This window comes from Dermacoccus nishinomiyaensis (genome assembly GCF_900447535.1).
Lineage (GTDB): Bacteria > Actinomycetota > Actinomycetes > Actinomycetales > Dermatophilaceae > Dermacoccus > Dermacoccus nishinomiyaensis.
Map to the genome: position 1 here is coordinate 1,339,389 of NZ_UFXX01000001.1, position 20,030 is coordinate 1,359,418.

Sequence of the window (20,030 nt, forward strand, 5' to 3'; positions counted from 1 at the left end):
CAATGACCTGACGTGCACGAAATGGCGCGGCTGGGCCCTGCGTTCGCCGCGCGATGCAGCCCTCAGGCCGTGACGCGACGCCGGTACGCGAGCACCATGGCGGTCGCCGTCAGTGTGCCGACGATGGCGACGACGAACACGGTGTGGATGTTCGAGACGTCGAGGACGAACGCTCCGAGGGCGGCTCCGCCGGCGATCGCGAAGTTGAAGATGCCCGAATCGAGCGCTGCGGCGGGCTCGGCGTAGGGCCCGGCGCTCGTCAGCACCCAGTGCTGCAGCACGACGGCCATCGCGCCACCGAACAGTCCCCACACGCCCATCGCGAGGGCCGCGACGGCGGGGGTTCCCGACAGCATGAGGCCCGCGATGCCGGCCGTCATGCCGCACGTGACGAGCAGCAGCGCGAGCATCGGGCGACGTCGCATGATGGGCGCTGAGCCGACGTTGCCGAACAACCCGGTGATGCCCATGACGAGCAGCATCGCGCCGACACCCGCGGGGCTGACGTGCGCGAACTCCTGCAGCGCAGGGCTCGCGTAGGTGTACGCGCAGAACTGCGCGACGACGAGCACCGCCGTCACGAGCAGCGCGAGACGCACCGGGCCGATCGACCAGGCGCGGCGGTACCCGTCGGTCGTGAACTTCTCGTCGACGAGCACGCTCGGCACGAGGAACCACAGCGCCACGGCAATGACGAAGCAGAACGCGGCGAGCGCGTAGAACGCGACGTGCCACGTCCACGTCGTGCCGAGCCACGTGCCGATCGGCACGCCGAGGATCGTCGCTCCCGACGCCCCCGCGAACGCGACGGTGGTCGCGAGCGCCGCGCGTTCGGGCGCGACGATGCGGGAGGCGACGATGGCGATGAGCGCCCAGAACACGCCGATGCCGAGCCCGGCGCACAAACGCGCTACGAGGTAGACGGCGACGTTCGTCGCCATCCCGGACGCCGTGGTCGCGGCCGCGACGACGAGCAGTGCCGTGAAGAGCACGACGCGGCGATCGAGGGTGCCGATGGCGAGTGACGTCGACAACCCCATGACGCCGGCGACGGCGCCGGCCAGCGTCACGCCGAGGCCTACGGCTCCTTCGGAGGCGCCCAGGTCGTCGCTGATCAGGGTGAGGACGCCGATCGGCAGCTCCTCGACCGTCACCATCGCGAAGATGCCGAGGGCGAGCACGACCACCCCCGGCCACCCTGACGCCCGCAGACCCCTGTGCTCGTTCATCGCCCTCCTTCGACAAGATGGCCGCCCCACAGGATCGGGGGCGGCAGATGAATTCCCAGTTTCTCAGACCTGGCGCTCTTGGCGAATCGCTGCACATCTGGGCGTCAACACCCGCCCCATCTGCGATTCCTGTCCCCATCCGCGATTTTCGTCCACATCTGCGATCCAGCGACCCAACGGCGATTCACGGACACATGTGACCGATAAGCGTCGTTGGGTAGGGGCTGATCGGGACCCAGGTGTCGCGCTCGCCGCCCGGCCCGGCTCCGCGCGGTGTCGGCGACGTGCCCGACGTCGAGGACGGCGATGCTTGACGCGCGGGGTGGATGCGTCACGATGGAGGGGAACATCCATTCCCGAGACGTAGGACGCACCGTGACGGCGCCATCAGCCTCCTCCACCACATCAGCCCCCGACGGCTGGAACGCCTCCGTCGCCGCGAACCCCGACGGCGGCGCATTCTTCCAGCTCGCGGAGTTCGCCGAGATCAAGGCCGACGCCGGGTGGAGGCCCCGCTTCGTCGACGCGGGCGGGGTCGCCGTCATGGTGCTCGAGCGGATCGTCCCGCCGCTGGGGCGGCTGTGGTACGTGCCGCAGGGCCCCGGGCTGGCGGAGGGCAGCGACCCGTCGGGCGTGCTGACGGCGCTTGCCGCGCAGGCGAAGAAGCGCCTCGTCTTCGCGATCAAGTTCGAGCCGCAGCTCGTCGATTCACCCGAGAACCGGGCGGCGCTCGAGGCCGCGGGCGCTCACCGCACGACCGACGTCCAGCCCACGTTCTCGACGGTGTGGCTCGACATCCGGCCCGACGCCGAGACCCTGCTCAAGGGCTTCGACTCGAAGGCGCGCTACAACATCCGCCGCGCCGTCAAGGACGGCGTGACGACCGCCGAGGTGCCGATCGACGACGCCTCGTGCCGCACGTTCTACGACCTGTTCGTCAAGACGGCCGAGGGGCGTTTCGTCATCCGCCCCTACGAGTACTACCGCACGTTCTGGCAGACGTACGGGCGCGACGGCCGCGGCGCCTTCTTCTTCGCCTACTACGAGGGTGAGGTCATCTCGGCAGACTTCGTCATGATCAACGGCCACCTCGCGAGCCGCAAGGACGCGGCGTCGGTGCCCGTCAAGAAGGTGCGCGGCGCCGCGGCGCTTCTCGTGCTCGACACGATCAAGGCGCTCAAGGAGCGCGGCGTCACCGACTACGACCTGTGCGGCGCCCCGCCCTCGGATCGCGCCAAGGACGAGACGCACCCGCTCTACGGCGTCGGACAGTTCAAGACGGGGTTCAACAAGGAGATCACCGACTACGTCGGCACCTGGCTGCTGCCCGTGATGCCGCTGCAGGCGAAGGCGTGGGAGGCCGGCGTCGAGAAGGCTGTGCGCAAGGCCCACTTCGTCGTGAAGAAGACGCCGTACTTCTGATCGGCGCCCGCGCATCCTGCGATTCGGGGCGAGATGCCGCGCGGGGCGAGAATAGGCCACGATGAATGCCCCCTTCGACCTCGACGCCATCGGACGCGGGCTGCCCTTCGCGACGGCCACCGCTGAGTTGACGCGCGCTCTCGACGCGGGCGCGTGCGTCGTCCAGGCCCCGCCCGGCACGGGCAAGACGACGCTCGCGCCGCCGCTCGTCGCGAACTGGCTCGCTGAGCGGGGCGACGCATGGCGCGACGTCGACCCCGCAGCGGCCCGTGGAGTGACGCCCGGCCGAGCCGGCCGCGTCATCGTCACCCAGCCGCGACGTGTTGCCGTCCGCGCTGCTGCACGGCGTCTGGCCCAGCTGACGGGGACGCGTCTCGGTGACGTCGTCGGCTACGCAGTGCGCGGCGAATCCCGCTCGAGCACAGCGACACTCGTCGAGTTCGTCACGCCCGGTCTGCTCGATCGGCGCCTGCTCGCCGACCCCGAACTGACGGGCGTCGGCGCCGTCATCCTCGACGAGGTGCATGAGCGCTCGATCGAATCCGACGTCGCGTTCGGCCTGCTCGCCGACGTACGCGCGCTGCGTGACGATCTCGTCGTCGTCGCGATGTCAGCGACGCTCGACGCACCGCGTTTCGCCGATCTCCTCGCCGCGACCACCACGTCGGGTGAGGCACCCCTCGTCGATTGCCCGTCTGCGCTGCACCCGCTCGACGTGCGATGGGCGCCGTTCGACTCGCCCCGCCTCGACGCGCGCGGCGTCACCCGGGCCTTCCTCGAGCACGTCGCGCGCATCACGACCCGCGCGCTGGATGATGCCGACACTCATGCCGGCGGGCGTGGCACTGCCGCAGCGACGGACGCCGTCGCCAACTTGGCCGGCTTGCGGGGCTGCGACGCGCTCGTCTTCCTCCCAGGTGCGCGCGAGGTGTCGATCGTCGCCGAGCAGGTGCGGCAACTGCGCCCCGAACTCGACGTGCTCGAACTGCACGGGCGCATCGACGCTGCCGAGCAGGATCGCGCGACGGCCGGTCGCGGACCCGGCGAACCGCGCCGCGTCGTCGTCTCCACCGCCCTCGCGGAGTCGTCACTGACGGTGCCCGGCGTGCGCCTCGTCGTCGACGCCGGGCTCTCGCGCGAACCTCGACGCGACGTCGCGCGCGGCATGAACGGCCTTGTCACCGTGGCGTGTTCGCGCGCCAGCGCGGTGCAGCGTGCCGGCCGTGCGGCCCGTCTCGGGCCCGGCATGGCGGTGCGTTGCTACGACGAGCAGACGTTCGCGCGCATGCCCGAGCATGTCACGCCCGAGATGGCGACGAGCGACCTCACCGACGTCGCCCTGACGTTCGCGGCGTGGGGCACGCCGGGCGGCACCGGGCTTTCCCTGCCGACGCAACCACCTGCGCCCGCCCTGCGCGAGGCGACGCACACCCTCGTCGGCCTGGGCGCGCTCGACGCTGACGGTCGCATCACCGCCCTCGGCAGGACGCTCGTCGAGGTACCCGCCGACCCGCGGCTCGCCCGCGCCTTGCTCGTCGCGGCCGAGCGAATCGGCGCCCGATCGGCCGCGGAATACGTCGCTGCACTCGCCGACGACGTCCGCTCGAGGGACGCCGACCTCGACCACGCGATCGCCGAGCTGCAGGGGCCGGCCCGTTCGCGGTGGGTGCGCGAGAGCGAACGCCTCACACGCGTCGTCGCGGCCGGCTCGAACGACGCCGGCGCCACCCCGGACCCCGGGTGGGCGCCCGGACACGCCGCGGCATCTCGACGGGCTCGCTCCGTGGACGCCGAGACCGAGAGCGACGCCGGTCTCGTCATCGCTCTTGCGTATCCGGAACGCGTGGCGCATCGCGTCGCCGAGGGCGTCTACCTCACGGCGTCGGGAACCCGTGCGGGGCTAGACGATTCACCGTTGACCGAGTGTGAGTGGTTGGCTGTCGCGGACGTCGCGCGTTCCGATGGTCGCGCCGCGCGTGGGACGGGCGCCGTCATCCGGTTGGCGGCCCCGATCACTCGACCGATCGCGGAGGACGCAGCGTCGCACCTGCTCGTCGACGAGGTGCGCGCGACGTGGGACGCGACCTCCGGCAAGATCGTGGGGCGGCGCGTCAAGGCGCTCGGCGCGATCGAGTTCTCGGCGACACCAACGTCCCCGACGCCGGAGGTGGCGCGACAAGCCGTCGCGAATGCTCTTGCAGCGCAGAGGCTTTCGTTGCTGACATGGAGCGATGCTGCAGCGGCGCTGCGACGTCGTCTGGCTTTCCTGCACCACCACCTCGCCGACCCGTGGCCCGCGATGGACGACGACACACTGCTCGCCCGACTCGACGATTGGCTCGCCCCGGAGCTCGACCGCCTCGCCCGTGGGGGGAAGCTCGCCTCCATCGACCTGACGGAACCGCTGCGTCGCCTGCTGCCCTGGCCCGACGCGACACGTCTCGACGAGTTGGCACCCGAGCGGCTGCGTGTGCCCAGCGGCTCCAGCGTGCGCATCACCTACCCACCTCTCGACGAACCGGGCGGCCCGCCCATCGTCGCAGTGAAACTGCAGGAGTGCTTCGGGCTGACGCAGACCCCGCGCCTCGCCGACGGGCGCGCACCTGTGCTGTTCCACCTGCTGTCGCCTGGGCAGCGACCCGTCGCCGTCACCGACGACCTCGCCTCGTTCTGGGCCGGGCCCTACGCGGGCGTGCGCGCCGACATGCGCGGCCGCTACCCGAAGCATCCGTGGCCCGAGGACCCTCTCACACACGTCGCGACGGCGAAGACGAAGAACCGCCTCTGACGCCCGGCGGCACTTCGGAGGCACAATCCTGCATGGCCGAGTTGCAGTCCCCCAACTCCCAACTCGAGGGCCGCAACCCCGCATGGCTGAGTTGCAGTCCGCAACTCACCGGCCGACAGCCTCAACCCGCCTGGCGACGCCGCAGCTCTGACGTCCGCGTCACGCCGGCGCAGCCGTCACTCCTCGTGCAGCCACTCGTCGAGCACGCGGGTGGTGAACGGCAGCATGATGTAGGTCATGAGCGGCGTGAGGATCGACGTCTGGATCAGCGTGCGCAACACGACGTGCAGGCTCGCGATGTGCGGCTGCAGCAGGTAGGCGGCAAGCACCGACATCGGGAAGAACACCGCCCAGATCATCGTGGCCTGCTTCCACCGCGGCGGCGCGAGACGACGGCCGGGCGCGGGCGCTTCGCCGGGCAGGACGACGTCACTGCTGTGCGACGGCTCGTCGAACCATCCCTCGATGCCGACGCGCTTCTCGCCGCGGGTGTGCTGCACGATGTCCGCACCGAACGACAACCACCAGGCGCGCTCGGGGCTGCGATCCCACGCGTCGAGGCACGCCTGATTGCGGAAACGACACAGCATGTGCCATTCCTGCGAGTTGCTCGACGAGCGCACCCACCCGGTGCCGAGGAAGCCCTCGAACTTCTCCGCCATCGCCATGCCGGCATGCACCCAGGCCAGCACCTGAGTCTCGTTGTCGGTGCTCATGTGGCGCGTGAACGACACCGTCACGGGCGCCTCGTCAGGCGCGGTCGGCGCGGCAGCGACAGCATTCGTCATACCCGTCATCGTCGGGCATGCACGGCGCAGACAACGAACCGAACCGGTGTCACATGCGTCACGCCGACGACGCTCGCCGCCCAGGCAGCACGCCCTGGGCACCCGTACCGCCCACCCTCATCACCCCCACGACGATCGGCGCTCGCCGCCCGCGCGGCGCACCTCAGATGTTCATCTCGTCCGCCCTCGTCACGGGGGCATCGCACACGAAGCCCCGGCACACGTACGCCGTCGCCTGGCCGTCGACCGCAGGGCGATCTGCCAGCAACGGCACCCCGCCGGCGTCGGCAGCGCCACGAACACGCACCAACCCCGGACTCGTCGAACGCCAGGCGCGCAGCCACATCTCATCCGCCTCGGCCGCATCAGGCGGCCCATCGACGGACCCCGCAGCCGCACCCCCATCCGCAGGGTCGACGACGGCGACCTGCACCGGCCCCGCAGCGAGCGCCTCCGCCGCAGCGAGCGCCCAGCCGGCGAACCGCGGGTTCGACGCCATCACACCCACGAGGCCGGACAGGCAGGCAAGAGCTCGCTCGCGGTATTCGCCGTGCCCCGTCAGAGCGAACGCCATGACGTACGCCGAGGCGAGCGACGACGCGCCGCACGGTTCGGCGTTGTCGCCGTCGGAGCGCGGCCTGATGAAGAGCTGCGACGCGTCCGACCCCGTGTCGTACACGGTGTCGCCGTCGAAGAACAGGCGCGCCGCGTCGTCGAGCAGACCGATCGCCACCTCGGCATGGCGCGTCTCGCCATTCGCCTGATGCAGCACCAACAGCCCCTCGGCGAGGTTGCCGTAGTCATCGGCGCAGGCGAGCGCCTCGCTCACCCGGCCTTTGAGCGACGCCCGCCGCAACCGCCCGTCGACGACGTGGGTCGCGAGCACGACGTCAGCCGCCTCCCGCGCCGCCGCCACCCACGAGGGTTGTTCGAGGATCATCCCGGCCTCGGCGAGCGCGGCGATGGCGAGGCCGTTCCATGACGTGACGACCTTGTCGTCACGGGCCGGCTGCGGGCGCTCGGCCCGCACCGAGCGCAGCCTGGCCCGAACGTCTGACCACCACGCGTCCGGGGAGCGGTCACCCAGCACCTCGGGCGAGAAAAGCTCGGCGGGGTCACGACGCAGCTGCAGGGTCGAGCGGCCGTCTTCGAACGTGCCGTGAAGGGTGACGCCGAGAAGCTCAGCGGCGCGCGCGCCGTCGCCGCGGCCCAGCACCTCGACGAGCTCCTCCGCGTTCCATACGTAGGTGAGGCCTTCGACGCCGTCGGTGTCAGCATCCAGCGCGGAGGCAAACGCCCCCTCACTGGTGCCGAGGCGCCGCATGATGAAGTCGGCCGCCTCGTAGGTCACGCGACGCGCCCAGTCGTCGCCGGTCGCGCGCCACAGATGCGCGTACACCCGCAGCAGTTGCGCGTTGTCGTACAGCATCTTCTCGAAGTGCGGCACGACCCAGTCGGCGTCGACGCTGTAGCGCGCGAACCCTCCGTCGAGCTGGTCGTACATGCCACCGCGCGCCATCGCCTCGCCCGTGCGGCGAGCCATCGCGAGGGCGTCCGCGTCGCCCGTGCGGGCGTGGTGACGCAGCAGGTGCTCGAGCGTCATCGACGGCGGGAACTTGGGCGCGCCACCGAAGCCGCCCCGGCCGTCGTCGAACTGGCGACGCAGGCCGACGACGGCACGCGTCAGATCGACCCCCACGAGCTGTCGTTCAGCCCGATCGCCCTGCCCGAGCAGGTCATCTCCCCCAGGCCCCAAACCCGTCGCGTCGGCAGGCGAGCGCGTCTGCATCGCCTCGACGATGGAACGCGCTGCTCCCTCGACGCGCGCCCGATCGTCACGCCACAACTCACCGATCGAGTGCAGCAGCGACGAGAACTGCTCACGCGGGAAGTAGGTTCCGGCGTAGAAGGGCTCACCGTCCGGCGTCAGCAACACCGTCATCGGCCAGCCGCCGTGCCCGGTGAGCGCCTGCGTGACGTTCATGTAGACGGCGTCGACGTCGGGGCGCTCCTCACGATCGACCTTGACCGCGACGAACCCCTCGGCGAGCTGCGCCGCGATGGCTGCGTCCTCGAACGACTCGTGCGCCATGACGTGGCACCAGTGGCACGCCGCGTAGCCGACGGACAGCAGCACGGGCACGTCACGATGTCGTGCCTCGGCGAACGCCTCGTCACCCCATTCGTGCCAGTCGACGGGGTTGTCGGCGTGCTGGCGCAGGTAGGGGCTCAGCGAGGCAGCGAGTCGGTTGGCCATGACCCCAAGCTAGGCCCCGACACCGACAACCGCGTCATCCCAAGGGATTCAGCATGCAGAGCGCCCCCGTCACGATCATCACGTGAAGGGGGCGCACATCGTCAGGTATCCGGTTCAGGCGGCCCGCGACAACTCGGCCGCCGGCTCGAGCGCCGCGACGGGCGCCTCGTCGGTCTCAGCGTCCGGCGTGACCATGACGTCGTCGAACATCCGTGTCTCGACTCCCGCCATCACGAAGACGAGAACGAACATGGTCACGACGACGAGAACGGCCAGACCCAACGCTGCTCCAAGGCTCATGCCTCCACCCTGACAGGTTTGCGCTCATAGCGGAACCCCGACGCGCGGCGGGGGATGGTTGCATTGACATATGTCACATTCGCCGGAGCCCGGGCGGCCGACGCGCGGAGGCACGCCTTCATCGTGACGCCATCGCAGCGCCATCAGGCGGTCACCGGCCCGACGCGTCCCGTTCCACCAGCTCGCGCATGGCACGCTCCTGCTCGGACGATCCCCACTCGACGTCGTCGAGCAGCCGGTGGGTCTCGTCGATGACGCGCTGCACGCCCGCCTCGGAGATCAACCCCAACTCGTGAGCCTTGGCGGCCGCACCGACGTAGGTGTCGACCACCCAGATCCCCTTCGCGGCGAGTTCGGCGCGGCGTCCGGCATCCAGGGCCACGACGTCGTGGATGAAGACGGCCTTGACGACGTCACCGTGCGCCTGCAAGATCTGCTCGCCGACGGCGATGTCCCCCTGCCCCGAATCGCCGACGAACACGAGGTCGTACTCGGGAAACAAGGTCGCGTAGTGCGCGATGTTGGCGACCTTCTTCGCGGCCATCGCGTCGTGCGTCGCGAGATGGAAGATGCTGCCCGTCATGATCGACAGATCCGCGAACCCGGCCTTGGTGAGTGACTCGCGGCTGTAGCTCTTCATCAACCCCAGGGCATCCGCAGGCCGCGCCGTGACGAACGTCAGGTCACCGCGCGAGAGCGGCGCGTCACGAGGTCCGAGGTCGAGTGCTTCGTAGAACGCGATGATGCCCGGGATGACGGTTCCGCGCGGGTAACGCGTCTCGTGGATCTTCGCCAGGGCGGTGTCGTCGATGTCGGACAGGGTCTTCGCCTGCCGCTCACCCTCGAGCGACGAGGACGCGGCGAAGTGGTCGAGAATCTCGGCGCGGATGACGTCGTCGTCGATGTCGGCGAAGACGAGACCCTCCAGATCGTGTCGGCCCTTCGCGAGGTTGAGCGTGTTCTTCAGGTGCGTCAGGTCGTTGCCCGTGTGGGCGAGCAGCATGTCACGGGTCGCGCCCTCCATAGCAGCCGACGTCGCGCCGCCCTGCATCCCGTGGATGACGGCGACCTGCGCCGCCATGCTCAACTCGTGACGCCTCGTGCGGGCGAGCAACTCGATGAGGGCGGTCTCGTTGTCGGGGCCGATGAGGCGGTCGTCCATGTCGTCGAACAGCTTGGTCGCGTCGACGTTCTCGAGGACGTCGTTCAGCTCACCGGCGGGCGCCTCGCGCAGCAGCGTGAGGATCTGCTTCTCATCACGCCGCCCCGTCGGGCCGTCGAGAAGAGAATTGACGAGATCGAGCGTGGCACCCACGAGGCCTCCCCTGGCCGAACGGCTGACGGCAGCCGATCACGGCGCCACCCGGGCGCACCACGCCCGCGGCGACAGCTTATCGAGCCTCGACGCGGCGCCCCGCACCTCACCGACACACCGCGCGGGATACTCGCCCGCCCGCGAGTTCGGCGTGCCACAGTGAGTGCATGAGCGACACCATCACCGTGAAGAAGAACACCGAGACCCACCGCTACGAGGGTTTCCTCGACGACGAGCAGGTCGGGTTCGCCGACTACCGCGAGGACGGCGACGTCGTCACGATGCCGCACACGATCGTGCCGGAGCGCTTCGGTGGCCGCGGTTTCGCGAGCCAGATCGTCCGTTCCGCGCTCGACGACGTGCGCGCGGCCGGCAAGAAGGTCGACCCGGTCTGCCCGTACGTCGCGTCGTGGATCGACAAGCACCCCGACTACGCGGACGTGCGCGTCACGGCCTCCTGAGCGGGCGGTTCGTGGCCCCAACGGCGCGCGAACACCGCGAGGTCCTCGACACCACGCGTCGACGACGCCGTCGGCGCGTGCAATACGTGCGCGCCACCGACCCATGCCATGGACAGCCCGGCCTGCTCGGCGCGCATCGCGAGATCGAGGTCGCCGATGGCCGGGTCGCGGTAGTCGGGGGCAGAAACCACCGAGCAACCGCCACTCGCGCACGCGGACGGCGAAGTTGCCCGACAGGAGCAACCGATGGTCCTCGTTCGCGTGCACGTCACCAGGAGGCGGGAACGCGCGGCGCGGGTGCGGGTCGACGAGCTGCGCGACTCTGCGTCGTTTCATGGCCGCCAGGTCATCATCGGCCGACAGGTAGGTGATGGGGCCGTTGAACAACCACCCGCGGCTCGTGCCGCACACGGCAAAGGCGTCGCGATACGCCTCGAGGAACCCTGGTAGTGGGATGCTGCGCGAATCGGGATGGATGAAACCCTCACGCCCCTGAGCGATGGCGATGCTGGCACCCATGTTGCCCGCCCGACCGATCATCAAGTCGGCCGCGTCGAGCTCGTGCAGCTGTACGTCGGGATCGTTCGCGAGCAAGGCGATCGATCGCGCTCACGCGAGATCGTCCACGACGACGTGCGGGACGCCGGATGCGACGTCGCGGAGGAATCGCCGCTGCTGCTCGAGCGAACCCAGATCTCCCGACGTCGCCGTCACGAAGGCGAGACGCGGCGGTGCCGACGAGGGTGCAGGAGACCACTGGGGCTTCGAGCGGAGGAAACGCTGAGGCACGCAAGACCTTCCGAGACATGCGCGACGAGGTCGTCGACACCCCGGTAACGAATCGCTTCTATCCCAAAATGCGACCCACATCTGAAAATTAGTCGCCGGTACAGCTCGAAACCGAACACCGCGCGCTGGCCGAGTCAGCACGGCCTGTCAACGCGCCCAGCCGGTCAACCCGCCATCAGGAGTGCGAGCGGGTGCGCGTGAGATCCGCCTCGAGCGGGTCGACCTTCTTCGACTTCGTCACGAGCTTGTGGCCGGCCCACACGGCGAGGAACAGCGGCAGGCCGATGTAGCTCTCGAGCAGGCCGCCGGGGTCGACGGTGCCTTCGAAGATCAGGTCTTTGTTCTGCAGCACGATGACGAGCGCGCACATGCCGAGCGCGACGACCGGCCCGAGCGGGTACCACTTCGCGCGGAACGGCAGATCCTCGACGCGGCCACCCTGTGCGACGTACGCCTTGCGGAACTTGAGGTGGCTCCACGCAATACCGCACCACGTGATGAACCCCGCGAGACCGGAGGCAGCGACGAGCCAGCCATAGGCGTCGGACGAGAGCAGGCTCAGCCCGTAGCAGCCGAGCGCGACGAGGGCCGTCAGCAGCAGCGCCGGCATCGGTACGGAACGGCGGTTGGTCTTGAGCAGGAAGCGGGGCGCCATACCCTTCTGCGCCATCGCGTAGAGCATGCGGGTCGAGACGTAGAGACCGGACGAGCCGGCCGACAGGATGGCGGTGAGAATGACCGCGTTCATGACGCTCGCCGCACCGACCACGCCGACCTTGTCGAAGATCAGCGTGAATGGCGACGCCTGGATGTCGCCGTCAGCGGCATTGACGAGGCGCGGGTCGGTGTACGGCAGCAGGAAGCCGATGACGACGAACGCGCCGATGTAGAAGATGAGGATGCGGAAGAACACGGCGCGGATGGCCTTCGGGATCGTCTTCTCGGGCTCGTCGGCCTCACCGGCGGCGACACCGATCATCTCGGTGCCCTGGAAGCTGAATCCGGCGATCATGAAGATCGCGATGATGCCCGAGAACCCGCCGACGAACGGCGCCTGCCCGGTGGTCCAGTTCTTCGTGCCGGGCGCCTCCGTCATGATGCCGAAGATCATGAGGACGCCGACGGCGAGGAACACGAGGACGGTGATGACCTTGATCGAGGCGAACAGGAACTCGCTCTCGCCGAAGGCGCGCACGCTGATCGCGTTGATGGCGAACAGGATGGCGAAGAAGACGAGCGCGACGAGACGCTGGTCGACGTCCGGCGCCCAGTAGTTGACGACGGCGCCCGCCGCCGCGATCTCCGCCGCGACCGTGATCGCCCAGTTGAACCAGTAGTTCCAGCCCTGCGCGAAGCCGAAGCTGCGGCTGACGAATCGGGTGCCGTACGCCTCGAACGAGTTGGCGAGCGGCAGATACGTCGACATCTCGCCGAGGCTCTGCATGAGCAACCACACCATGAACCCGATGACGCCGTACGCGACGAGCGCGCCGCCGGGGCCCGCCTCGTGGATCGAACCGGCGGAGGCGAGGAACAGGCCCGTCCCGATGGCGCCGCCGATGGCGATCATGTTGAGGTGGCGCGCATTGAGGTCGCGTCGCAGCTCGTTCTGACCACCCGCGCCAGGCGTCGGGTCGGCGACGGAGCCCGCCGGCCCTGACGGCTCGGCGGGCGTGGAATCGGCCTGTGTGGCCATGGCGTCTCCTGCGAGATCGAGAAGTGGATGACGCGGCGTGAGGACCGGTCGTTCGGTTCCTCGCCGGGGCACCTGCCCGGCGGGCGAGCCGGGCTCAGAGTAGCAACGCGAGCCGCCCGGAGAAGGGGCGACACGGGGGCCGACAACCCCTGCTGCGGCGTGAGATGTGCGGCAAATCACATCGTCGCGACAAAGCTGTGGCGCCGCGCTGCCTCAGCGGTGCCGAACCTCGCAGATCGGGGCCGCAAGGCGTCCGAGCACTGGACATTCCGGGGCATCGGCGATGGGATGAGAACCGTTTTTTCCCATTCGAGACGAACACCCACGAGCGACGAATGCGCTGCGGGCCCGGCTTCGCCCACCCGAACGTGCGCAGGAGAAACACACATGTCCCATACCGCTTCCGCCGCACCGGACGGCGAGCCCCGCGAGCTCGAACGCGACCACATCACCGTGGTCGAGAAAGCTCCACTCAAGAAAGCCATCACGGGCGCCACCATGGGCAACCTCATGGAATGGTACGACTTCGGCATCTACGGCTACCTCGCCGCCACGATGACGAAGGTGTTCCAGCCCGAGGGTGGCGACGACTCGACGAAGATGATCATCACCTTCGCCGTGTTCGCCGTCAGCTTCCTCGCCCGCCCTTTCGGTGGCCTCGTCTTCGGCCCCCTCGGCGACAAGATCGGGCGTCAGAAGACGCTCGCCATCACGATGCTGGCCATGTCGATCGCGACGGGCGCCATCGGTCTGCTGCCGTCGTTCTCGACCGCCGGCTGGTGGGCGTTCGCCGGTCTCATCATCTGCCGCCTCATCCAGGGCTTCTCCACTGGCGGTGAGTACTCGGGCGCAACGACGTTCGTCTCCGAGTACTCCCCCGACAAGCGTCGCGGCTACTTCTCGAGCTTCCTCGACACCGGTTCCTACCTCGGTTTCGCGGTCGGCGCCGCCGTCGTCGCACTGTTCAGCATCGGCCTCGGCTCCGAGACGATGGACGACTGGGGCTGGCGCATCCCGTTCCTGCTCGCTCTGCCGTTCGGCCTGCTCGCCATGTACTTCCGCATGAAGATCGACGAGTCGCCGACGTTCGAGAACACGCAGGCCGCCAACGAGGCAGCCGAGAGCAACGACGCCATCGACGAGTCGCAGACGCAGCTCGGCCCGGTCGGCATCATCAAGCACCACTGGCGCCCGCTGCTCATCGCCATGGCGCTCGTCGGCGCGACGAACACCGCCGGCTACTCGCTCACGTCGTACATGCCCGGTTACCTCGAGAGCAACCACGGCTACACCACCCTGGGTGCCGCTGCAGCCACCATCCCGGCGCTCGTGGCGCTCTCCCTGGCCGTGCCCTTCGTCGGGCGCTTGTCGGACAAGATCGGCCGCAAGCCCGTCTACTGGATCGCGATCATCTCGACGCTGCTGTTCACCTACCCGGCCTACATGATGATGGAGAACCAGACGCTGGCCTTCGTCGCGATGTTCATGCTGGCCTTCTCCGTCTGCTTCTACGTCGCGATGTCGGCCTCGACGCTGCCCGCGCTGTTCCCGACGGCCTCACGCTTCGGCGGCATGGCGCTGTCGTACAACATCGCCGTCTCCCTGTTCGGCGGCACCGCGCCGATGATCAGCGAAGCGCTCGTCAAGTGGACCGGCAGCAAGAACGCGCCGGCGCTCTACACGATGTTCTTCGCCGTGCTCGGCGGCATCGCATTGCTCGCGATGAAGGAGTCGGCGCGCAGACCGCTGCCGGGTTCGATGCCGACGGTCGCCTCCGACGAAGAGGCCCACGAACTCGTCGAGACGCAGCACGACAACCCCGACATCGTCCACGAGGACCTGCCGTTCGACGCGCACGACGCCGCGAACGCGGCAACCGCGGGGACCACTTCGGACGCCGAGAAGCACTGACGTCCGCTGCCGCGAGCGCTGAGTCCACAGCGCTCGCAGCCACGAAGGCCGCCACCCGATCGGGGTGGCGGCCTTCGCCGCCGTCTCGCCGCGACCACCGCTCGTTCAGTCGCCCTGGTTCGCGTGCTCGTGCAGCAGCTTGGTGACCTCGCGGCGCAGCACCTTGCCCATCGGGTTCGTCGGCAGTTCGTCGACGACGACGAAGCGACGCGGCGCCTTGTACGCCGTCAGCTTGCCCTTGACGTGGCGGCGCAGCGCCTCGGCGTCAGCATCGGTGTGGCCGTCGGCGAGCACGACGGCGGCGACGACGTCCTCACCGCCCGCGGTGGCGGGCAGCCCGACGACGGCGGCGTCAGCGATCGAGTCGTGTTCGCGCAGCACGCCTTCGACCTCACTCGGGTAGACGTTGAAGCCACCCGTGACGATCATCTCCTTGATGCGGTCGACGACCGTCAGGTAGCCGCCCTCACCCATCTCGACGACGTCGCCGGTGCGGAAGAAGCCGTCGTGGAACGCCTCCTGCGTCGCCTCGGGCTTCTTGTAATAGCCACCGAAGACCTGCGGACCCTTGACGAGCAGCTCGCCCGGGCCGGAATCCGGCGCGTCCTTCGTGACGTCCTCGGGGTCGGCGAGGCGGATCTCGACGTCGGGGAACGGCACGCCGATCGAGCCGGCGCGACGATCGTCGGAGATGGGGTTGCCGACGACGACTGGGCTCGTCTCGGTGAGGCCGTAGCCCTCGATGAGGTGGCCGCCCGTCGCCTTCTCCCAGCGTTGCACGAGCGCGGACGGCAGCGACATCGCGCCCGACAGGCCGATGCGGATGCCCTCGAGGCTGATGTCGCGCTTCTCCGCCTCGTCGAGGATGCGGGCGTACAGCGGCGGTACACCCGGCGCGAACGTCGGGGTGCGACGCTTCACGGCGTCGATGATGAGCGGCACCTCGGGGGCGGGCAGCATGAGCAGGCACGCGCCGAGGTTGATGCCCGCGAGGACGCCGATCGTCAGGCCGTACGCGTGGAACATCGGGAGGACGACGAGGAACGTCTCCTCACCGTCACGCAGCTGCGCCCACGCCTTGCCCTGCAGGCAGTTGGCGGCGAGGTTCGCGTGCGTGAGCGGGACGCCCTTGGGGGTGCCGCTCGTGCCCGAGGTGTAGAGCATGATCGCCGGGTCACCGGCCGATGGCTTGGGGTGGTCGGCGGGCAGCGTGCCGCGTGATAGCAGGTCGTTCCAGCTCAGCAGGCCCTCGGGCGCCGGGCCGGTGAGGCGCTCGCGCGACTCGCGCGCCTTCTTCACCGGCAGGCGCAGCGCGAGACGCTTGACGAACGGCAGCTCCGCCGTCACGTCGATCGCGACTATGTGGCGGACGCCGTTCTCCTGCGCGAGGTCGACGAGCATCGGGCTGATCTTGTCCCATGCGATGACGACCTCGGCCTCGTGGTCCTCGAACGGCGCGCGCAGCTCACCGATCGTGTAGAGCGGGTTGTGCTGCACCGCGATCGCGCCGATGCGCATGATCGCCTGCGTGACGACGACGTTCTGCGGGCAGCCAGGCAGCAGGACGGCGACGCGGTCGCCCGCCGTCACACCGAGGTCCAACAGACCGGCCGCGGCGGCGTCGACCTGAGCCTTGAGCTGGTCGTACGTCGTGACGCGCCCCATGAAGTCGATGGCCGGGCGCTCGCCGAATCGCGCGACGGCGGAGTCGAACTGATCGACGAGCGTCGCCGTGCCGTAATCGAGGCGCAGGGGCACACCGGGCGAGTAGGAGTTCGCCCACAGCGCGTTCGTCAGCATCGTCGTCATCCTCCATCGGCGCGTCGCGCCTCGTCACGGCTGGTCTCGTCACAGCACGAGGTGCCGAGCGGGATCGCCGGCACCGTCTTCGAGTGTATGCCCCGTCACGTCGAGCTTCTACACCCGTAGTACCCATCGGCGATTCCTGTCCCCTTCTGCGAACTACGTCCCCGTCGCGATTCCTGACCCCCTGTGCGATTTTCGGTCACATTCGCGAATCCCGTCCCCATCTGCGGAACCGCGGCGCGGTGCAGGATGGGTGCCATGAACGCCGTGACAGTCCACGAGGCCCCCTCCGTCGAGATCGTGCGAGGCGACATCACGACCGAGCAGGTCGACGCCGTCGTCAACGCCGCGAACTCGGGCCTGCTCGGCGGTGGCGGCGTGGACGGTGCCATCCATGCCGCAGCAGGGCCGCAGCTGCGCGAGGAGTGTCGCAAGCTGCGCGCGACACGGCTGACGGGCGGATTGCCGACCGGCGAGGCCGTCATCACCGGCGCGGGGCGGATGCCCGCGCACTACGTCATCCACACTGTCGGCCCGAATCGTCATGCGGGCCAGACGGATCCGGCTCTTCTAAGCTCCTGTTTCGCCGAGTCATTGCGGATCGCCGACGAGGCGGAATGCCGCTCCGTGGCCTTTCCCGCCATCAGCGCGGGCGTGTACGGCTGGGACGTCGAAGAGGTCGCGTGCATCGCTCTCGAGGTGGCGCGTTCCGCCCGATGTGCACATGTCCGGGCGATCCGTTTCGTGCTGTTCGACGATCGCGCACTCGCCGCTTTCGAACGTGCTGCCGACCGAGCCTGACCGCATCCCGGCCAAGGCGAGTCGGATCTCTCGCGGGCCGACCAACGGCATGGTGCGGGGAGCGTTCCTGCGGGCCGGTTGGGTGGCCACGTTCGATGGCTTGTCGGCGCCGCGTGGTTGGCTTCAACCATGGAGCTGAACGAGTGGAGTGGACGCATCGAGGGCATCTCGGCTGCGTACGGCGAGTACTTCGCTGTGGAGCGCACGCCGGAGTGGGTCCTGCTCAAGCTCACCGAGGAGGTCGGGGAGCTCACGCAGGCCTATCTCGCATCGAGCGGGCAGGGTCGAAACCGGGGCAAGAGCGACGACGAGCTGCGCCAGGACCTCGAGGGTGAAGTCGCCGACGCGTTCGCCATGATCCTGGTCTTCGCGCGGAGCGCGGGTATCGACATCGAATCAGCGCTGACGACGAAGTGGTTGCCGTGGGAGAAGTTCCACACCGATCGAGCCGCAGGTCTGGCCCCCGAGCCACTCGCCCATCGGTGGCCCGAGCCGTCCGACGATGACCCGCAGGCGTCGTCATGACCGTCGCGAGCCCTCCCCTGCTGCGCGGTGACGGCGCGAGCGCGCAGAATCGTCGGTCAACCCGCCTCGCGACGCCGCTGGGCGACATGCTCGTCGCCGTGAGCGATGACGGAGTGCTCGGCGCCTACTTCGACGGCCAGGCGCATCAGCCGGACGCGGCGTGGTTCGGGGCGCGAGTGGAGCAGCGTGACGATGCCCTCCTCGACGCCGTCGCGCAGCAACTCACCGCCTGGTTCGCTGGGGAGCGGACCGATTTCGACCTTCCGCTCGCTACGCTCGGCACCCCGTTCCAACGCAGCGTCTGGGAGCTGTTGCTGCAGATCCCTCCCGGCGAGACGACGACGTATGGCGAGCTGTCGGCGTCGCTCTCACCCGACGGAGTCGCCACCCCTGGCCAGGCACAGGGCGTCGGGCAGGCCGTCGGTCACAACCCGATCAGCGTCATCGTGCCGTGCCACCGCGTCGTCGGCTCGGGCGGTTCCCTCGTCGGCTTCGCCGGCGGCCTGGATCGCAAACGCTGGCTCCTCGCCCACGAGGAGAGCGAGACGACCCGTGAATCCCGTTTGTTCTAAACGGTTCTCGCGCCGCTCGGCTCGGTTGCGAAAAAAGTTCTCTCGCCGACCTCACACTTCGTCGTTCTCGGACGACTCCTGAGTGATGACACAGCAACCGCTCTTCCACGAGATCGTGGAACGCCATGGGCCGACGGTTCTGCGCGTGTGCGCCGCGACCCTCGGGCCCGGTGCGGACGCGGAGGACGCCTGGTCCGAGACGTTTCTCGCGGCTCTGCGGGGCTACCCGTTCGACGACATCGAAGACGTCGAGGCATGGCTCGTGCGCGTGGCGCGGCACAAGAGCGTCGACATCGTGCGACGGAATCGACGCGCCGCACCACACCCCGAGCCCGTCCGCGATCTCGAGGCGGCCCACGACTCGACTCGATCGCGGCGCCTCGGCGCCGGAGCCGTCAAGGACGACGACGCCGGGCAGGCGCTTCAACGCCTGTTCGTCGACGACGTCCACCCGGGCGCCGACGTCGGGGCCTGGGACGGCGAGTTGTGGAGCCACGTGGGCGCTCTGAGCGAACGGCAGCAGTTCGTTGTCGTGCACCGCTACGTGGGGCAGTGGACCTACCCGGAGATCGCCGACAAGCTCGGCTGCTCGACGGCGGCCGCCCGACGTTGCGGAGCCGACGCCATCGCCGCGCTGCGTCATCGACTCATCCCGACCCGAGAGGACACCTGATGACCAGCGACGACGTGTTCACCACGACCATCGACGCCTTCACCGACGCGGCATCGACCGAGGCGCTGACGAATCGGCTGCTCGAACATGTGCGTCCGCGGGACGTCGACGTCGTGTGGACGACGCACGAGACGCTGCTCGGCCGGCTCCTGCTCGCCTTCCGCGACGACGCCGTCGTCCGCGTCGCGTTCGAGTCGGAGGGCTTCGACGCCGTGCTCGACGACCTCGGTGAACGTCTCGGACGCCGCACGCTGCGCTCACCCCGGCGCGCCGACACCCTGCGCCGCCAGCTCGACCTGTACTTCACCGGGGTGCGCGTGGAGTTCAGCGTGACGCCCGACCTGTCGTTGTCGACCGCCCCCTTCCGACGGGAGGTGCAGTCGAGCCTGCCCACGATTCCCTACGGCCGCACCATCAGCTACGCCGATCTCGCCTCCTCGACGGGACGCCCCCGCGCGGTTCGCGCCGTCGGCAGTGCCTGCGCGAGCAATCCGCTACCCATCGTGCTCCCCTGTCACCGGGTCGTGCGCAGCGACGGCTCCCTCGGCAACTACCTCGGCGGCGTCGAGGCGAAGCAGCGGTTGCTCGAGCTCGAGTCCGCCGCCGCGCCTTAGGCCCACCTAAGTCATGCAGCCGGCTCTCAGGGTTTACGCCGACGACATCTGCGCGACGTCTCGTGTCTGCCTCGACGCCCAAG

The 20,030-nt window shown here is 69.2% G+C and carries 17 protein-coding genes; 9 read left to right on the top strand and 8 right to left on the bottom strand.

What is annotated here, in order from left to right; genetic code table 11:
* Positions 1-62: 62 nt before the first annotated feature.
* Positions 63-1,229 (bottom strand): MFS transporter, encoded by a 1,167-nt coding sequence (locus DYE07_RS06315; RefSeq protein WP_040014707.1) that lies wholly within the window; start codon positions 1,227-1,229, stop codon positions 63-65.
* A 375-nt stretch (positions 1,230-1,604) separates the two neighbouring features.
* Between DYE07_RS06315 and DYE07_RS06320 the strand changes: the two genes are divergently transcribed.
* Together DYE07_RS06320 and hrpB are read left to right on the top strand one after the other, a co-directional pair.
* Positions 1,605-2,651, top strand: a complete 1,047-nt coding sequence (locus DYE07_RS06320; RefSeq protein ID WP_074045979.1) for a lipid II:glycine glycyltransferase FemX — start codon at positions 1,605-1,607, stop codon at positions 2,649-2,651.
* Positions 2,652-2,712: 61 nt separating this feature from the next.
* The gene (gene hrpB, locus DYE07_RS06325; RefSeq protein ID WP_074045978.1) at positions 2,713-5,439 is read left to right on the top strand and encodes an ATP-dependent helicase HrpB; all 2,727 of its coding nucleotides are present in this window, start codon (positions 2,713-2,715) and stop codon (positions 5,437-5,439) included.
* A 176-nt stretch (positions 5,440-5,615) separates the two neighbouring features.
* Here the strand turns inward: hrpB and DYE07_RS06330 are convergent, their stop codons facing one another.
* The 4 genes from DYE07_RS06330 to DYE07_RS06340 all read right to left on the bottom strand — a co-directional run bounded on the left by DYE07_RS06330 (position 5,616) and on the right by DYE07_RS06340 (position 10,099).
* Positions 5,616-6,227 carry an antibiotic biosynthesis monooxygenase gene (locus tag DYE07_RS06330; RefSeq protein WP_074045977.1) on the bottom strand — a complete coding sequence of 204 codons (612 nt, stop codon included), beginning with the start codon at positions 6,225-6,227 and terminating at the stop codon, positions 5,616-5,618.
* Between the two features lie 163 nt (positions 6,228-6,390).
* The gene (locus tag DYE07_RS06335) at positions 6,391-8,484 is read right to left on the bottom strand and encodes a thioredoxin domain-containing protein (RefSeq protein WP_074045976.1); all 2,094 of its coding nucleotides are present in this window, start codon (positions 8,482-8,484) and stop codon (positions 6,391-6,393) included.
* 114 nt (positions 8,485-8,598) lie between these two features.
* Positions 8,599-8,784, bottom strand: a complete 186-nt coding sequence (locus DYE07_RS14495) for a hypothetical protein (RefSeq protein ID WP_136788793.1) — start codon at positions 8,782-8,784, stop codon at positions 8,599-8,601.
* A 151-nt stretch (positions 8,785-8,935) separates the two neighbouring features.
* Positions 8,936-10,099 (bottom strand): phosphatase domain-containing protein, encoded by a 1,164-nt coding sequence (locus DYE07_RS06340; RefSeq protein WP_074045975.1) that lies wholly within the window; start codon positions 10,097-10,099, stop codon positions 8,936-8,938.
* Positions 10,100-10,266: 167 nt separating this feature from the next.
* Between DYE07_RS06340 and DYE07_RS06345 the strand changes: the two genes are divergently transcribed.
* The gene (locus DYE07_RS06345) at positions 10,267-10,560 is read left to right on the top strand and encodes a GNAT family N-acetyltransferase (protein ID WP_074045974.1); all 294 of its coding nucleotides are present in this window, start codon (positions 10,267-10,269) and stop codon (positions 10,558-10,560) included.
* Here the strand turns inward: DYE07_RS06345 and DYE07_RS06350 are convergent.
* On the bottom strand, positions 10,530-10,751 hold the full coding sequence (locus DYE07_RS06350; RefSeq protein ID WP_062257452.1) for a glycosyltransferase family 2 protein: 222 nt from the start codon (positions 10,749-10,751) through the stop codon (positions 10,530-10,532). The genes DYE07_RS06345 and DYE07_RS06350 overlap by 31 nt on opposite strands.
* A 773-nt stretch (positions 10,752-11,524) precedes the next feature.
* Entirely contained in the window at positions 11,525-13,045 is a 1,521-nt protein-coding gene (locus tag DYE07_RS06360; protein ID WP_115296575.1) for an amino acid permease, read from the bottom strand.
* Positions 13,046-13,432: 387 nt separating this feature from the next.
* Between DYE07_RS06360 and DYE07_RS06365 the strand changes: the two genes are divergently transcribed.
* The gene (locus tag DYE07_RS06365) at positions 13,433-14,956 is read left to right on the top strand and encodes an MFS transporter (RefSeq protein ID WP_006945703.1); all 1,524 of its coding nucleotides are present in this window, start codon (positions 13,433-13,435) and stop codon (positions 14,954-14,956) included.
* A 105-nt stretch (positions 14,957-15,061) separates the two neighbouring features.
* Here DYE07_RS06365 and DYE07_RS06370 read toward each other — a convergent pair whose 3' ends face one another.
* Entirely contained in the window at positions 15,062-16,756 is a 1,695-nt protein-coding gene (locus tag DYE07_RS06370; RefSeq protein WP_083607266.1) for a long-chain-fatty-acid--CoA ligase, read from the bottom strand.
* Between the two features lie 264 nt (positions 16,757-17,020).
* Here DYE07_RS06370 and DYE07_RS06375 point away from each other — a divergent pair, with 264 nt between their 5' ends.
* The 5 genes from DYE07_RS06375 to DYE07_RS06395 all read left to right on the top strand — a co-directional run bounded on the left by DYE07_RS06375 (position 17,021) and on the right by DYE07_RS06395 (position 19,947).
* Positions 17,021-17,563, top strand: a complete 543-nt coding sequence (locus DYE07_RS06375; protein WP_115296576.1) for an O-acetyl-ADP-ribose deacetylase — start codon at positions 17,021-17,023, stop codon at positions 17,561-17,563.
* A 129-nt stretch (positions 17,564-17,692) separates the two neighbouring features.
* Entirely contained in the window at positions 17,693-18,088 is a 396-nt protein-coding gene (locus DYE07_RS06380; RefSeq protein ID WP_115296577.1) for a MazG nucleotide pyrophosphohydrolase domain-containing protein, read from the top strand.
* Positions 18,085-18,660, top strand: a complete 576-nt coding sequence (locus tag DYE07_RS06385) for a methylated-DNA--[protein]-cysteine S-methyltransferase (RefSeq protein WP_006945687.1) — start codon at positions 18,085-18,087, stop codon at positions 18,658-18,660. The genes DYE07_RS06380 and DYE07_RS06385 overlap by 4 nt, the downstream gene beginning before the upstream one ends.
* A gap of 85 nt (positions 18,661-18,745) precedes the next feature.
* On the top strand, positions 18,746-19,333 hold the full coding sequence (locus DYE07_RS06390; protein ID WP_062257442.1) for an RNA polymerase sigma factor: 588 nt from the start codon (positions 18,746-18,748) through the stop codon (positions 19,331-19,333).
* Positions 19,333-19,947, top strand: a complete 615-nt coding sequence (locus tag DYE07_RS06395) for a methylated-DNA--[protein]-cysteine S-methyltransferase (RefSeq protein WP_062257441.1) — start codon at positions 19,333-19,335, stop codon at positions 19,945-19,947. The genes DYE07_RS06390 and DYE07_RS06395 overlap by 1 nt, the downstream gene beginning before the upstream one ends.
* Positions 19,948-20,030 lie beyond the last annotated feature (83 nt).

Excerpts from the sequence above, each read along its gene's own strand:
- DYE07_RS06315 (WP_040014707.1), bottom strand. The coding sequence starts at position 1,229 with ATGAACGAGCACAGGGGTCTGCGGGCGTCAGGGTGGCCGGGGGTGGTC.
- DYE07_RS06375 (WP_115296576.1), top strand. The coding sequence starts at position 17,021 with ATGAACGCCGTGACAGTCCACGAGGCCCCCTCCGTCGAGATCGTGCGA.
- DYE07_RS06390 (WP_062257442.1), top strand. The coding sequence starts at position 18,746 with ATGACACAGCAACCGCTCTTCCACGAGATCGTGGAACGCCATGGGCCG.
- DYE07_RS06345 (WP_074045974.1), top strand. The coding sequence starts at position 10,267 with ATGAGCGACACCATCACCGTGAAGAAGAACACCGAGACCCACCGCTAC.
- DYE07_RS06370 (WP_083607266.1), bottom strand. The coding sequence starts at position 16,756 with ATGCTGACGAACGCGCTGTGGGCGAACTCCTACTCGCCCGGTGTGCCC.
- DYE07_RS06330 (WP_074045977.1), bottom strand. The coding sequence starts at position 6,227 with ATGACGAATGCTGTCGCTGCCGCGCCGACCGCGCCTGACGAGGCGCCC.
- DYE07_RS14495 (WP_136788793.1), bottom strand. The coding sequence starts at position 8,784 with ATGAGCCTTGGAGCAGCGTTGGGTCTGGCCGTTCTCGTCGTCGTGACC.
- DYE07_RS06365 (WP_006945703.1), top strand. The coding sequence starts at position 13,433 with ATGTCCCATACCGCTTCCGCCGCACCGGACGGCGAGCCCCGCGAGCTC.
- DYE07_RS06395 (WP_062257441.1), top strand. The coding sequence starts at position 19,333 with ATGACCAGCGACGACGTGTTCACCACGACCATCGACGCCTTCACCGAC.
- hrpB (WP_074045978.1), top strand. The coding sequence starts at position 2,713 with ATGAATGCCCCCTTCGACCTCGACGCCATCGGACGCGGGCTGCCCTTC.
- DYE07_RS06360 (WP_115296575.1), bottom strand. The coding sequence starts at position 13,045 with ATGGCCACACAGGCCGATTCCACGCCCGCCGAGCCGTCAGGGCCGGCG.
- DYE07_RS06380 (WP_115296577.1), top strand. The coding sequence starts at position 17,693 with ATGGAGCTGAACGAGTGGAGTGGACGCATCGAGGGCATCTCGGCTGCG.
- DYE07_RS06385 (WP_006945687.1), top strand. The coding sequence starts at position 18,085 with ATGACCGTCGCGAGCCCTCCCCTGCTGCGCGGTGACGGCGCGAGCGCG.
- DYE07_RS06335 (WP_074045976.1), bottom strand. The coding sequence starts at position 8,484 with ATGGCCAACCGACTCGCTGCCTCGCTGAGCCCCTACCTGCGCCAGCAC.